The organism is Streptococcus porcorum (genome assembly GCF_053203725.1).
This window is the reverse complement of sequence record NZ_JBRUDG010000022.1, coordinates 1-14,651: the sequence shown is the minus strand read 5'-3', so window position 1 is coordinate 14,651 and position 14,651 is coordinate 1. Positions and strand designations below refer to the sequence as shown.

At 39.0% G+C, this 14,651-nt stretch carries 12 protein-coding genes; 1 reads left to right on the top strand and 11 read right to left on the bottom strand.

Annotation, left to right across the window (positions count from 1 at the left end):
• Positions 1-234: 234 nt before the first annotated feature.
• Both ACVRWY_RS06590 and ACVRWY_RS06585 read right to left on the bottom strand, forming a co-directional pair.
• Positions 235-1,371: an ABC transporter ATP-binding protein gene (locus ACVRWY_RS06590; RefSeq protein ID WP_354369339.1), complete on the bottom strand. Its 1,137-nt coding sequence runs from the start codon at positions 1,369-1,371 to the stop codon at positions 235-237.
• A 97-nt stretch (positions 1,372-1,468) separates the two neighbouring features.
• Positions 1,469-2,860, bottom strand: coding sequence for a Cof-type HAD-IIB family hydrolase (locus ACVRWY_RS06585; RefSeq protein WP_354369341.1), 1,392 nt, complete (start codon positions 2,858-2,860; stop codon positions 1,469-1,471).
• A gap of 75 nt (positions 2,861-2,935) precedes the next feature.
• Between ACVRWY_RS06585 and ACVRWY_RS06580 the strand changes: the two genes are divergently transcribed.
• Positions 2,936-3,895, top strand: a complete 960-nt coding sequence (locus ACVRWY_RS06580) for an asparaginase (RefSeq protein WP_354369361.1) — start codon at positions 2,936-2,938, stop codon at positions 3,893-3,895.
• 36 nt (positions 3,896-3,931) lie between these two features.
• Here the strand turns inward: ACVRWY_RS06580 and ACVRWY_RS06575 are convergent, their stop codons facing one another.
• The 9 genes from ACVRWY_RS06575 to secA form a co-directional block, all read right to left on the bottom strand.
• Positions 3,932-4,846 carry an aldo/keto reductase gene (locus ACVRWY_RS06575; protein WP_354369343.1) on the bottom strand — a complete coding sequence of 305 codons (915 nt, stop codon included), beginning with the start codon at positions 4,844-4,846 and terminating at the stop codon, positions 3,932-3,934.
• A 60-nt stretch (positions 4,847-4,906) separates the two neighbouring features.
• A complete protein-coding gene (locus tag ACVRWY_RS06570; protein WP_354369345.1) occupies positions 4,907-5,350 on the bottom strand; it encodes a VOC family protein in 444 nt (147 codons plus the stop codon).
• Positions 5,351-5,813: 463 nt separating this feature from the next.
• A complete protein-coding gene (locus tag ACVRWY_RS06565) occupies positions 5,814-6,143 on the bottom strand; it encodes a GNAT family N-acetyltransferase (RefSeq protein ID WP_354369347.1) in 330 nt (109 codons plus the stop codon).
• 51 nt (positions 6,144-6,194) lie between these two features.
• Positions 6,195-8,210 carry an ATP-dependent DNA helicase RecG gene (gene recG / locus ACVRWY_RS06560; RefSeq protein ID WP_354369349.1) on the bottom strand — a complete coding sequence of 672 codons (2,016 nt, stop codon included), beginning with the start codon at positions 8,208-8,210 and terminating at the stop codon, positions 6,195-6,197.
• A 49-nt stretch (positions 8,211-8,259) separates the two neighbouring features.
• On the bottom strand, positions 8,260-9,363 hold the full coding sequence (gene alr, locus ACVRWY_RS06555; protein WP_354369351.1) for an alanine racemase: 1,104 nt from the start codon (positions 9,361-9,363) through the stop codon (positions 8,260-8,262).
• The gene (acpS, locus tag ACVRWY_RS06550; protein WP_354369353.1) at positions 9,360-9,722 is read right to left on the bottom strand and encodes a holo-ACP synthase; all 363 of its coding nucleotides are present in this window, start codon (positions 9,720-9,722) and stop codon (positions 9,360-9,362) included. The genes alr and acpS overlap by 4 nt, the downstream gene beginning before the upstream one ends.
• Before the next feature lie 74 nt (positions 9,723-9,796).
• On the bottom strand, positions 9,797-10,852 hold the full coding sequence (locus ACVRWY_RS06545) for a 3-deoxy-7-phosphoheptulonate synthase (RefSeq protein WP_354369355.1): 1,056 nt from the start codon (positions 10,850-10,852) through the stop codon (positions 9,797-9,799).
• A 3-nt stretch (positions 10,853-10,855) separates the two neighbouring features.
• Complete coding sequence (locus tag ACVRWY_RS06540; RefSeq protein ID WP_354369357.1) at positions 10,856-11,887, bottom strand: 3-deoxy-7-phosphoheptulonate synthase; 1,032 nt, start codon at positions 11,885-11,887, stop codon at positions 10,856-10,858.
• 16 nt (positions 11,888-11,903) lie between these two features.
• Positions 11,904-14,438, bottom strand: coding sequence for a preprotein translocase subunit SecA (gene secA / locus ACVRWY_RS06535; protein WP_354369359.1), 2,535 nt, complete (start codon positions 14,436-14,438; stop codon positions 11,904-11,906).
• Positions 14,439-14,651: the final 213 nt, after the last annotated feature.

The following is a 14,651-nucleotide window of genomic DNA, read 5'->3' as shown; positions in this document are numbered from 1 at the left end:
ACATTAAAGCTTTAGATTACTATCTTAAGTTTCTAATCTAAAAAAGTGAAACCGATTAAATCATCGATTTCACTTTTTATTTTTTATCCCAAATAGGTTGGTGAACAAGTTGTCTTATCGTTTATTATTACTGCATCTCCCCAAAACTATTTAGGGATACAAAAATCATTCCAAAACTTAGCTGAACGATCAGCTAACAACTGGTTTTTTCCTTCTATTCTATGGAACTTAGCTTTAATTAGTGATACGTTTTTCTGTCTCTAGGTCAAAGAAGTGGCCTTTAGCAACATTAAACGTCAAATCAACACTCTCTCCTGGTTCATGGAAGTCACGGGCATCAACACGTGATGCAAATTCTGTTTGACCAATTTTCACATACAGCATGGTCTCGCTACCTAAAAGCTCTGAAACCACAACTTCTGCTTGAACATTAGCACTTGGGAAGGTTTCTTTAACGATTTCTTTACTTGAAATATCTTCTGGACGAATCCCAAAAATCACTTTTTTCCCAAGGTAACCTTTTGCTTCTAAGACTTTTTCCTGTCCAGCTGGAAGAGCAATTCTAAAGCCATCATCACTACGAATCTCACCCTTATCAACCGTGACCTCAAAGAAGTTCATAGCTGGGCTTCCAATAAAGCCTGCGACAAACTTATTAGCTGGTTCATTGTAAAGTTCTTGCGGTGTTCCAATTTGCTCAATACGACCGATAGAGCCCGATTTATCTGGGTTTTTAGTGGCACTCATGATGACAATGCGATCTGCCAAAGTCATTGCTTCTGTTTGGTCATGTGTCACGTAGATGGTTGTCGCCCCAATACGACGGTGAATCTTAGCGATCTCTGCACGCATAGAGACACGCAATTTGGCATCCAAGTTAGACAATGGCTCATCCATCAAGAAAACTTTCGCATCACGAACAATGGCACGCCCCATGGCAACACGTTGACGTTGTCCACCAGATAGATCTGCTGGCTTACGTTGTAAAAATTCTGTCAAACCAAGAATTTCAGCTGCCTCTTTGACACGCTTATCAATTTCATCTTTGGAGTACTTACGTAGTTTTAGGCCAAATGCCATATTTTCATAAACACTCATGTGTGGATAGAGGGCATAGTTTTGGAAGACCATAGCGATATCACGATCTTTCGGCGCTTGGTCATTCATGAGTTTACCATCAATATAAAACTCACCTTCGGTAATGTCCTCAAGTCCTGCAATCATACGAAGAGTCGTTGATTTACCACAACCAGATGGGCCAACAAAGACAATAAACTCTTTGTCTTTAATATCAAGATTGAAATCTTCAACAGAGTAATACGTTGCATTTGGATACTTTTTGTAAACTTTATTAAGATTGAGGGTTGTCATAGGTTTTCTCCCTTATTTTAATTTGATTTTATTTTATCGCAAACGCTTGCATAAGTCAAGAAAAATTTTACGCAGGAAATTTCCTACGCAAAATAGATTAACGACTGGCTTTTCGGATTAAGGATTTTTGAATTTGGCGATTTAACTCTCGCTTAAGAGCTGGTTCAGGGGCAAAGCGTTCTTCCCAATCATCCGGTTTTAAAATTTTATGTGTCACAGGATCAAAATGAGCTTGACCATCTGGGAAAATTTTGCCCATATTAGCTTCATGAACAGTATCAAAAAGTGGCTTAGGATCAACTCCCATTAAAACAAAAGAACCATAAGTCAAGTAAAGTAGATCTACTAGGGCATCCACTTCTCCAACAAGAGGACTTTCTGGATGAGGTTTGTTTTGCACCTTTTTGACTGCCTTATCAATTGCAAGATGAAGATTTGCAATAGCTTGAGTAAACTCCTCTTGGTCAGCATTTGATGCCGCATATAAAAACTCGACAATTTCCTCAACTTTAAAATCTGCCCGATGCCCTGCTTCTATAAGACCATAGGTCCTTGGTGTCTCACAGGTCTCACCATCCATCAGCTGATGAAAATCTTTTACCTTATTAAAATTATCATCGCTACTGGTAAACGTGCGGTCTGTTTCAATATGAATCAAACCATAATGTGACAAAGCTTTAGCAATGCCATCGTGATTATTGCTACTCGTGCGATAAGTGGCGATTGCTGCTAACTCCTCCGTCGCATTTCCCATTGCAACACCAACACCAACACCCATCAACATCTCTTTGTCATTATCTGAATCTCCAAAAGCCATAACCTCATCTAAGTCAAAGCCAAAAATACGACCAACTCTCTCAATACCAACCAATTTAGATTGCCCTTTAGCAATTAAATCAGCAGAGTAAGGACTACTGCGAGTTATCTTGAGTTGTGGAAATTTCTCTTGGATTTTATCTGTTTCTCCTGCTGTTGCCACAAGAACGATTTGAAAAATAGGCTCACGCATAATCGTGAGAAGATTGGCACGATTCTGAGGAATAAAGCGACGAATCAAATGCTTAAAAGAGCGCTCAACTGTTTTTGTCAATCGCTTTGGAACAATACGACTAACAATTTGACCAAAACGACTCGTCCCCATATTGATGATATTAGATCCAACTAGACCAGATGCCGTTCCAAGAGAAATTTCTCGACGCTTGTCTCCTGCATACTTGATCACTTTATAGATAGTTGATTTAGGAAGCTGATTTTGATAAAGAATCTGATCACGTGTGAAAATAAATTGACCATTATAACTAACTGCAAAATCTAACTCTAAATTTTCCATAAAGCGATTGATAAAACTAGGACCACGACCAGTCGCCACACCGACCAAAATGCCTTGTTTTTTCATTGATTTTATCGCTTCTTGTGTCGATTTGGAAACAGTCTTCATATCCGTCAAGAGCGTGCCATCAATATCAAAAAAAACTGCTTTAATTGCCAAATTATAGTCCTTCTTCTTCCTCTTCTTTATGTTAAAATATAGTATAACACATTTTAAGAGAGAAATAGAATGACAATGAAAAAAATCCTTGTCCTCCACACAGGAGGTACCATCTCCATGCATGCTGATCAAGAAGGAAACGTTGTTCCTGATACAGTAAATCCGATGACCCAAGTTGGACTAGATTTAAAACAAGTCAGCCTTGATGTTTTAGACTTTCTAAATGTCCCCAGTCCTCATATCACTATGACACATATGATGGCACTTTATCAAAAAATCAAGGAAACAGCTGGACAATATGATGGCGTCGTCATTACCCATGGAACAGATACCCTAGAAGAAACAGCGTATTTTTTAGATACAATGGCACTTCCTGATATACCTGTTGTTTTGACAGGAGCCATGCGTAGCTCCAATGAACTAGGTAGTGATGGCATCTATAACTACCTTTCTGCTTTACGAGTTGCCAGCCATGAAAAAAGTAAAGATAAAGGGGTCTTGGTCGTCATGAATGACGAGATCCATGCTGCCAAATATGTGACCAAAACCCATACAACTAACGTCTCCACTTTCCAAACTCCGACACATGGTCCCTTAGGCATCATCATGAAAAATGATATCCTTTACTTTAAAACGGCAGAACCCCGTGTACGTTTTGAACTTGAGACCATCTCTGGTACCGTTCCTATTATCAAAGCTTACGCTGGTATGGGAGATGGCATTATCAGCTTACTATCTCCTGACAGTGTGGATGGCATTGTGATCGAAGCACTGGGGGCTGGAAATATCCCTCCTCAAGCAGCACTTGCCTTAGAACAATTGATGACTAATAATATCCCTGTTGTGCTAGTGTCGCGTTGCTTTAATGGTATTGCTGAGCCTGTCTATGCTTATGATGGCGGGGGAGTACAACTCGCTAAAAAAGGTGTCATGTTTGTAAAAGAACTAAACGCTCAAAAGGCTCGCATCAAATTACTCATCGCTCTAAATGCTGGTCTAAAAGGGCAGGAGTTAAAAGAATACATTGAAGGATAATATAAAAAGGTTTGTGCTTACACAAACCTTTTTATATTAAGGCAGACGATTACCTGCACTACGATAAATACGATACCAGTCTTCCCTACTTAATTCAATTTGTTTTGCAGCAACAATTTTTTCTAAACGAACAGGGTTCATTGAACCTACAATAGCTTGAATTTTTGCTGGATGACGTAAAATCCAAGCTATAATAATCGCTTCATGCGAAACACCATATTGACCTGCAAGTTCCTCAATGGTGCGTGTCAAATCTTGATAATCAGGATGCCCCATAAAAATTCCTCGTCCTAAATCAATTTGAAAAGGAGACCAAGCTTGTGGGGTTATTTTTTTCAACTGGCAATAGTCTAAAATCCCATTATCTCTATCATAAGCGGGACGATCAACCATATTAACATTTAATCCAGCGTCAATCATAGGGGTATGTGCTGGAGAAAATTGCACTTGATTGACCGCCAAAGGCTGTTCTAGATAAGCTTCTAACAGTTCCATTTGATAGCGGTTTTGGTTGCTAACACCAAAATAACGGACTTTTCCTGATTTTCTCAACTCATAGAAGGCATCTGCTACTTCTTCTACATCCATCAAAGCATCTGGACGATGTAGGACCAGAATATCCAAATTATCTGTCCCTAAGCGTTTTAAAATACCTTCTACCGATGCTAGTATATGTTTCTTTGAAAAGTCAAAATAGCCCTCTCGAATACCGCATTTCGATTGAATGACCATATCTTCTCGCTTGATTCCAAGGCGCTTGACACTATCTCCAAAGGCCTGTTCTGATTGCCCCTTACCATAAATATCCGCATGATCAAAAAAATCAATTCCAAGATCTAAACACCTAGTAATCACATCATCTACATTTTTTGCTTCTAAACTCGCCATACGCATACAACCTAGCGCAATTTTAGAAGCATTGATATCTGTTTGTCCAATTTTTTGTGACATAACCTCTTGTAATCCCTTTCAATTTATTTGAAATGAAAAGTTGGGAAATCCCAACCTTTTTTATGATTCTGCGTAAAATTCTTGACCGTATCCTTCAACCTCAGCATTGATCTGCCAGTTGATGCCAAACTTATCTGTCAGATTACCATAAGCTGGTGACCACGGTACTGCTTGTAATTCCATAGCAATAGCTTTGGCATCTTTTGAGAGTTTTGTAAATAAGTCTTGTGCTGTTTCTGCATCATCTGTAATCAAGGCTACTGTGATGTTATCTCCTGCAGTATATGGCATCTCTGGATTATTATCAGATAACATAAATCGCTGACCATTTAAACGAAACTGAGCATTCATGACAAAATTTTCTAATTCTTTTGGACAATCAGGCAGAAAGTCCTTGTATAGATTGACTTGCTCAACTGTTGCACCTAGTGCTTCTTTATAAAATTCGATAGCTTCAAGACCATTTCCATCCGTTACCAAATAAACTTCCATTGCTTTTAACATCGTCGTGTCCTCTTTTATTTGCATAAAGCAACTTATTATAGCATAAGTATTTTTTAAAAAGCAAATGGTTAGCCTGAGAGAAAAACTTAAACGGAGATAGTTTTTACTATCCTTTTTTCATCCATAAAATCTTAATGACGAACACCGTAGTGAGGGAAATCTTTTTTCATTTGAAATTCTTTATTCTGATAAGCAACTTTGAGTTTTATAGTCATATGCGTCACCTCTTTCATTTGAATAGACTCATTATAGCGACAAACTCTTAAATAAATCTTTAACAAGACAAAAGCATCTAAGATCAAACTTTTCTTTTCTCAAATCGAAACATCTCATCCAAACCTTTACCATCATCACTTCGGTGTCGATCTGGATGATGAGGATGAAAGAACTCAACAATCTGAAAACCACAACGATTGACATAAAAGTGAATATTTCGTTTATCAAAATAAGGTGTCATGGTTTGTCAGATTTTTACCTCAGGATAAACTTTTTCAAGTAAAGCCCACGCAGTATAACCTATTCCTTTTCCTTGCATATTTGGAGAAATAAATAACAACTCCAAATCTCCCTTATCCCCATTAATGGACACCACTGCTCCGCCAACTCTTTCACCGTCTAAACAAATCCGATAAGCTTTCCCTTTAGCAAGCGATCCCTCAATGTCTTGTCTAGAAATGACCGGTTCTTCTTCAAGAGGGCTATCTAAAACGCCAAAGGTAGCTATTTGAAAAGCTTCTTGATTGTCTAGAATAAACTGCTCCTTATCTTTTTTCTCTAAACTCTCTAGTGTCATTTAACTATTTAACATATCATCACCTTTTTTGCTATCACTGTAAGGAGCCACTTAATCAAACTGCCCCTTTTCTTTTAAATTTTGAGCAATAATTTTCCACTCAGCTTGATTTTTCCAATTAGGCTGGCTAGTAATCTGACTGGCAACTTTTCTAGCTTCTTCGAGAATAGGGTAATCTTCCACCAAGTCAGCTACTTGAAATTCTGGGATGCCTGATTGGCGTGTTCCAAAAATTTCTCCTGACCCTCGCATTTTGAGATCCTCCTCAGCAAGAACAAAACCATTAGTGGTCTCACACATTATTTTCATCCGTTGCTTTCCTGTCTCTGTTTTAGGATTAGCCACCAAAACTGCATAAGATTGTTTATCACCACGTCCTACTCGACCACGCAATTGATGCAGCTGACTCAACCCAAAGCGATCAGCATCCATAATCACCATGATCGTAGCATTGGGAACATTTACCCCAACCTCAATAACAGTGGTAGAAACCAAAATATCAATACGATGAGCCTTGTATTCTTGCATAATGTGGTCTTTTTCTTCATTTTTCATGCGACCATGCATCAAGGCCACACGCGCTTGATCTGAGAAATGATGCTTTAATTCTTCCTCCAAAGCTACCGCATTTTTTAAATCTAAACTTTCAGATTCTTCAATCAAAGGTGAAATAAAATAAACCTGGGCACCTTTTTTCAATTCACTCCCAATCCAGCTTAAAACTGACTCCATTTGCTCATGTTTAACCCAACGCGTCACAATCGGCTTTCTTCCAGCTGGCAGTTCATCAATAAGGGAAACATCCATCTCCCCAAAAGCAGTGATCGCAAGTGTTCGAGGAATAGGCGTTGCGGTCATCATCAGAACATCTGGATTTTCCCCTTTTTCACGAAAAAGGCGACGTTGCCCTACACCGAATCGGTGCTGCTCATCTGTAATCACCAAGCCCAAACGATGGTAAACCACTCCATCTTGAATTAAAGCATGGGTCCCCACAACCATATCCACTTGTCCATCAGCAATCGCTGCTAAGACTGTTCGCTTAGGACCCGCCTTCATCCCTGATGTTAAGATCGCAATAGAAAGGTCTGGAAACAACTTAGTCAAACTTTCATAATGCTGCTCTGCTAAAATTTCTGTGGGAACCATCATAGCAGACTGCAAACCAGCAGTATAAGCAGCATACATAGCAAGACTAGCAATGACTGTCTTACCACTACCGACATCTCCTTGCAAAAGACGATTCATATGACGACCAGATGCCATATCTGCAACAATCTCATCTAAACTCCGTCTTTGAGCCTCGGTTAGAGGAAATGGCAAGTCTGCAATTTGTTTTTCTAGCGCAAGGGGGTCATAATCAATTTTTAGACCACTCGTTTCTGATTTATTTTCCGATTTTAAGGATTGTAAATTCATTTGAAAATAAAATAACTCTTCAAATTTAGTGCGCCTCAAGGCTTGTTTATATTCTGGTAAATCCTTTGGAAAATGCATGGCTCGACAAGCCAGTTGCCTTGTGTACAGGCGGTACTTGTCTATTAAAGTCTGTGGTAAATTTTCATCTAGTAAACGATCATACCCCATCTCAAAGGCCGCTTTGATAGCCTTAGTCAAACTCGCTTGAGAGATACCTTGTGCGACATGATAAACAGGTTGCATTTCATCTTCTACCTGAGCTAAAATTTTCATGCCTGTCACAGCCCCTTTAGCTTGATCCCATTTTCCAAACACCGCAATTTCTTGTCCAACAACCACCTTATCTTGCCAATAAGGTTGATTAAAAAAAGAAACAGCAACGACTGCCTCTCCCTGTCGTACTTTAAATGACAAACGGTTACGCTTAAACCCATAATATTGAACATTTGCTGGTGTCACTACAGTTCCTGTAATGACAGCTTTCTCACCATCTAATAACTCAAACACCGATCGCGCTTTAAAATCTTCATACCGAAAAGGATAATAAAGTAATAAATCTTTGATCGTAAAAATAGATAATTTTTGAAATTTTTCTGCTGACTTAGGGCCTATCCCTGGCAAGACAGCTAAAGAATCTGTTAATAACATACTTCTCCTACTGAAAAAGCAGAGTTAGTTTCCTAACCCCACTCCTGTTTTATAGATAATCTCTTGGAATGCGATCACTAAGAAGACAAAGTACTTCGTAATTGATAGTCCCTCTTTTTTCTGCAATAGCTGTCGCAGAAATTACTTTTTCCTTATTTGTTCCAATTAAGGTCACTTTGGTACCTAAAGGATACACTTTTGGTAAAGAAATCGTGATTTGATCCATCGATACACGACCAACGATTGGGCAAGGCTTTCCATCTACTAGCACACAAAAACCTTGCATATCTCTGGTCCAACCATCTGCATAACCAATAGGAATCGTTCCAATCACTTCTTCTTCAGTTGTTCGATAACTTGCTCCGTAACCTACTGCTTCTCCTTCAGACAAGACCTTCACATGTACCAATTCGGACTCCAAGCTCAAGGCAGGTTTTAAATCATAAGGCAACTCAAGGACAGTACCACTTGGATTAAGACCATAAATCACAAGCCCTAAACGAACAGCATTAAAAACCGTATCTTTATGCCAAAGACTCGTAGCAGAATTACTAGCATGAACCATTTCTGGAACCCAGTCTAGACCTTTTAAAATTTCTTTAAAACGAGAGAGTTGAGTATCAAAATACTCCTTTGAGGCTTCATCAGCTGTCGCAAAATGGGTAAAAATGCCTTCTACAAAAGCTGACTTATCCCCTAATATCGCCAAAGCTTGATTAACATCACTTGCTGTCCTAAAACCAATCCTTCCCATTCCTGAGTCTACTTTTAAATGTACAGATAAGCCTGTTAAATCAATACCTTTACGTTCAGCCAAGTCAAGCCACTCTAAACTAGCAATGGTTAAGCAGATATCATGCTCCAAGGCCAAATTAATCTCTTCTGGCATCAAAACACCTAGAACTAAGATAGATTTTTTAATTCCTGCTTCTCGCAATTCCAAAGCTTCATCCAAATTCGAAACACAAAAGCCATCAACTTGCGACTCAATTGCCCTTGAAACCGCTACTGCACCATGACCGTAAGCATTAGCCTTAACTACAGCAAAAGTTTTTGTCTTTTTATTTAATGAAGACTGAACTTGATGGATATTGTAGGTAATTGCCTCCAAATCAACATGAATGACAGTTGGTCTATGTGGACTTGAAATCATACTTCCTCCTCTAAAATAACACTAGCTTGGACAAAATTTCCTGAATGACTGATACTCACATGAACATAACCTGAAAAGGGATGCTTTGAAAAATAAGGGGCCCCTTTAGCATCTGACAAAATTTCTAAATCTTGAAATCGCAGTCCCTTGACCTCTATTCCCGTTCCATAGGCTTTTGAAAAGGCTTCTTTGGCCGACCAGCGCCCTGCTAAATAGGTGAGCTGTCTTTTTCCCATTAAGTCAGCAAAAACCAATTGTTCCTTAGCTGTCAATACCTTTGTGACAAAGTTTTTATTTTTTTCATAAGCCTGCTGAATCTTACTAATCTCTTGTAAATCTATCCCGTGTCCTACAATCATACTGTCCCATCACCAAAAAGAAGAAGGGGGAATGCTTATACGCCTCTTCCCCACTCCTTTTTTACTACCTGTTATTATTTGATTAAATCTTCAAACGAATCATGTCCTAGTGTTGTATAGATTTCACGAATCATTTTTTCTGTTTTTTCCCAACCCAAACATGGATCTGTAATGGATTTACCAAAGACTTCTGGCTCATCTTGACGACCATCTTCAAGATAAGACTCAATCATGAAACCACGAACATATTTATTAATTTTTTCGTTCCAATCACGGTTAATCAAAGTCTGACGAACAATGCGCATCTGCTCAAGGTACTGTTTACCTGAATTATCATGGTTAGTATCTAAAACGATAAATGGATTTTTCAGTCCCATTTTTTCATACTGAGCAATAGCTTTGAGCAAGACATCATAGTAGAAGTTTGGTTCATTTTCCCCATGCTCATTTGTTGCCCCACGCAAGATGGCATGGGCAAGCGGATTACCGTCTGTTTCCACCTCAGCATTATGGTAGATAAAGTTTTGAGCTGATTGCGCTGCATAAATCCCGTTGAACATCACATTCAGATTACCTGATGTTGGATTTTTCATACCCGTTGGCACATCGATACCTGATGCTACAAAACGATGCTCCTGATCTTCAACAGAGCGCGCTCCAATCGCATGGTAACTGACCAAGTCATCTACCAAAGGGAGATTAGACGGGTAAAGCATCTCATCTGCCGTTGTTAAACCTGTCTCTGTAATCACACGGTAATGAAGGTTACGAACAGCCGCAATCCCATTGATCAAATCAGGTAACTTAGAAGTGTCTGGCTGGTGCATCAGCCCTTTATAACCATCACCGTTCGTACGCGGTTTTGCAGTATAAACGCGCATCACCATAAAAATACGATCTTTGACTTCTTCTTGTAATTTTGATAGGCGATGAGCATACTCTAAAACAGCTTCTTCGTTATCCGATGAACAAGGTCCAATCACCAAGAGAACACGATCATCCTCTCCTTTAATAATTGCTGCTAATTCTTTATCACGCGCTTCTTTTTTAACTAAAGCATCTCCAGATAGTTTTGAAAGTTCTTTCACATCTGAGACTTTAATGGTCTCACTTTTTTGTCTAATTGCCATAAATTATTTTCCTAACGAATCATAAAGTTCACGAACAAGCTGTTCGGTATTGTCCCAACCAAGACATGGGTCTGTGATAGACTTACCAAAGACTTCTGGTTCATCTTGACGACCGTCTTCAAGGTAAGACTCAATCATAAAACCTCGAACATATTTTCTAATTTTTTCATTCCAATCACGATTAATCAAAGTTTGACGTACAATGCGCACTTGCTCAAGGTAATGTTTCCCTGAGTTATCATGGTTAGTATCAATCATGATAAACGGATTTTCAAGTTGCATTTTTTCATACGTTTCAATCGTTTCAAGAAGATTGTCATAGTAATAGTTTGGAATATTTTTACCATACTCATTAACAGCACCACGTAAGATAGCATGTGCTAGTGGGTTACCACTTGTTTGAACTTCTTCCCCATTAAACAAGAAGTTTTGTTGAGCTTGTGCAGCATACATAGCATTAAACATAATGTTTAAGTTACCTGACGTTGGATTTTTCATTCCTGTTGGCACATCAATTCCAGAAGCTACAAAACGGTGTTGTTGGTTTTCAACCGAACGCGCACCAATAGCAATATAAGACACCAAATCATCAACAAGAGATAAATTCTCTGGGTAAAGCATCTCATCTGCTGTTGTGATACCTGTTTCTGTAATCACACGGTAGTGAAGGTTACGAACTGCTTTAATACCATTGATTAAGTTTGGCGCGCCTTTTGCATCTGGTTGGTGAACTAACCCTTTATAACCATCACCATTTGTACGTGGTTTAGCTGTATAAACACGCATCACCATAAAGACACGATCTTTCACTTCTTCTTGAAGTTTTGCCAAGCGATGAGCATACTCTAAAACAGCTTCTTCATTATCTGATGAACAAGGCCCAATCACTAAAAGAACGCGATCATCTTCTCCACGCATAATGGCCTCTAATTCCTTATCGCGTGATTCTTTCTTGGCTAAAACATCACCTGTGAGACGTGTAGCACTTTTAACATCTTCTAAATTAATTTTTTCACTTGTTGCTTTAAATGACATACTTTTTTCCTACTTTTTAAAATTGTTGTCGTCCGTGGCAGTTTTTAAATTTCTTACCAGAACCACATGGACATTTATCGTTGCGACCAACACCACTAAAATCTAGTTTTTCTGCTGGTGTTTCTTCACCCACTGGTTTTGCCGCAATATTTTGTGTTGCCGCTGTCGTTGCTTGATGGCTAGCACGTTCACGTTCCACATTTTCATGAATTTGTGCTTTCATCATGGTACGTGTCACATCAAACTCAATTGCTCCAATCATGTCGTTAAACATTTTGAAACCTTCTGTCTGATATTCGACAATTGGGTTATTTTGAGCATAACCACGAAGACCGACTGCGTTACGCAATTGATCCAAAGCATCGATATGATCAGTCCACTTGCTGTCAACGACCATTAAAATCAATACTTTTTGGAACTCTATTAGCTTGTCAATATCACCTTTAAATTTAGCCACTTGACGGTCATAGACTTCCATAGCACGATCATATAATTCCTCTTTTAACTCAGCTGCTTTCAAGCCTGTTAAATCAGCCAGCGAAATGGACTCTTCTGGAACAAGATTTAAACGTGCAAAGTTTAAGATAGCCTCTAACCCTTCTTCTTTTGCACCATAATGGGCATCAACTTGACGATCGATGGTACGTCCAATCATAGAGCGAATTTCTGGTCCTAGATCACGAAAAGCTGTAATGACATCATAACGCTCTGCATAGATAATTTCACGCTGTTCACGCATGACATCATCATATTGAAGGACTTGTTTACGCATGTCATAGTTGTTCCCCTCAACACGTTTTTGTGCGGACTCTACTTGACGAGTAAACATGCGTGATTTAATCACAGCATCCTCTTCTTCCAGACTCATACGATCTAAGAAGGCTTTGATACGGTCTGAACCAAAACGACGCATCAATTCATCTTCAAGAGAAAGGTAAAATTGCGACTCTCCTTTGTCCCCTTGACGACCTGCACGTCCACGAAGCTGGTTATCAATACGACGACTCTCATGGCGTTCCGTTCCAATCACACACAAGCCACCTAGATCAAGTACACCTGCTCCAAGCTTAATATCAGTACCACGACCAGCCATATTGGTCGCAATGGTAACTGCACCACGTTGACCTGCATTCATAATAATCTGTGCTTCTTTTTCGTGGTTTTTAGCATTTAAAACTTCATGTGGAACACCAGCTGCAACTAATTTTTTAGAAATAAGATCACTTGTTTCAACAGCAACTGTACCAACCAAAACAGGCTGTCCTTTTTCATAGCGACGTTTCACATCTTCTACAACTGCATTAAATTTAGATTCCAGAGTCGGATACAACAAATCAGGATGGTCAATACGTTGAATCGGACGGTTTGTCGGAATGGGAATAATACGCATATTATAGATTTCACGAAACTCTTCCTCTTCCGTCTTACCTGTCCCTGTCATACCCGAGAGCTTTTTATACATACGGAACATATTTTGGTAAGTGATAGAAGCACTTGTCTTAGATTCATCTTGAATCGGAACACCTTCTTTAGCTTCAATAGCTTGGTGTAAACCGTCAGAGAAGCGACGACCTTCCATTGTACGACCGGTAAATTGATCAACAATTAAAATCTCTTGTTCTGGACTAACAACATAATCAACATCTAAGGCCATAATATAATTTGCACGAAGGGCGTTATCGATAAAATGTGTCAAGGCTACATTTTCAATATCATACAAATTATCAAGATGGAAATAAGCCTCTGCTTTATCAATTCCTGAATCCATAAGCCCGATGGTCTTTGTTTGAACATCGATAGCGTAGTCTTCACGAACCAGTGTTTTTACAAACATATCTGCTCGATGATACAACTGATTAGTATCAGAACTGGCTGGTCCAGAAACAATCAGTGGTGTTCTGGCTTCATCGATCAAGACTGAGTCAACCTCATCGACAACTGCAAAATTTAATGGTCGTTGCACCATATCCTCTTGACGAACCACCATGTTGTCACGAAGATAGTCAAATCCAACTTCAGAGTTGGTAGAATAAGTAATATCACATTGATAAGCTTGACGTTTTTCGTAAGGCGATTTGGCTGCTAAGTTAATTCCAACCGAAAGCCCTAACCAGCTATACAATTCTCCCATTTCAGTTGCATCACGTTCAGATAAGTACTCATTAACTGTGATAACGTGTACACCTTCTCCTGACAAAGCATTGAGATAAACAGGCATGGTAGCTGTTAAGGTTTTTCCTTCTCCGGTACGCATCTCTGGGACATCACCATGATGGAGTACAATACCTCCCATGATTTGAACACGATAAGGATATAAGCCTAGTACCCTTTTAGCTGCTTCACGTACAACTGCAAATGCTTCTGGCAAAAGATCATCTAGACTCTCACCATACTGGTATCTCTCTTTAAATTCTTCTGTCTTAGCTTGCAAAGCCGCATCTGACAGGCTGTCCATTTCATCTGCATAGCTTTCGACTTTTTTTGCTATACGTTCTAATTTTCTTAATTCGCCTTTTTCATTTTCAATGATTCTACGTATAATATGTGCCATCTGAATTCCTTTCGATAGTCTTATCGCTCCATTCTAACATATTTTAGAGCTTTCTTCAATAATCAGACAGTCTTCCATTTTTGTAGAATGTAGCGTTACAATAGATGTGAGACTTCTAGAAGTCAAAAAAGAAGATTCCCTGATATGATAAGAGTACCACCACTCATCAAAAAAGGAATCTTCTCATGACTAGTATATCACAAAATCTTCGCT

What these genes read in the sequence shown, in the direction of transcription:
- recG (WP_354369349.1), bottom strand. Translation starts at nt 8,210, where the DNA reads ATGTTATTAACAGATTCTTTAGCTGTCTTGCCAGGGATAGGCCCTAAG.
- ACVRWY_RS06565 (WP_354369347.1), bottom strand. Translation starts at nt 6,143, where the DNA reads ATGACACTAGAGAGTTTAGAGAAAAAAGATAAGGAGCAGTTTATTCTA.
- secA (WP_354369359.1), bottom strand. Translation starts at nt 14,438, where the DNA reads ATGGCACATATTATACGTAGAATCATTGAAAATGAAAAAGGCGAATTA.
- ACVRWY_RS06570 (WP_354369345.1), bottom strand. Translation starts at nt 5,350, where the DNA reads ATGTTAAAAGCAATGGAAGTTTATTTGGTAACGGATGGAAATGGTCTT.
- ACVRWY_RS06575 (WP_354369343.1), bottom strand. Translation starts at nt 4,846, where the DNA reads ATGTCACAAAAAATTGGACAAACAGATATCAATGCTTCTAAAATTGCG.
- ACVRWY_RS06545 (WP_354369355.1), bottom strand. Translation starts at nt 10,852, where the DNA reads ATGGCAATTAGACAAAAAAGTGAGACCATTAAAGTCTCAGATGTGAAA.
- ACVRWY_RS06590 (WP_354369339.1), bottom strand. Translation starts at nt 1,371, where the DNA reads ATGACAACCCTCAATCTTAATAAAGTTTACAAAAAGTATCCAAATGCA.
- ACVRWY_RS06580 (WP_354369361.1), top strand. Translation starts at nt 2,936, where the DNA reads ATGAAAAAAATCCTTGTCCTCCACACAGGAGGTACCATCTCCATGCAT.
- ACVRWY_RS06540 (WP_354369357.1), bottom strand. Translation starts at nt 11,887, where the DNA reads ATGTCATTTAAAGCAACAAGTGAAAAAATTAATTTAGAAGATGTTAAA.
- alr (WP_354369351.1), bottom strand. Translation starts at nt 9,363, where the DNA reads ATGATTTCAAGTCCACATAGACCAACTGTCATTCATGTTGATTTGGAG.
- acpS (WP_354369353.1), bottom strand. Translation starts at nt 9,722, where the DNA reads ATGATTGTAGGACACGGGATAGATTTACAAGAGATTAGTAAGATTCAG.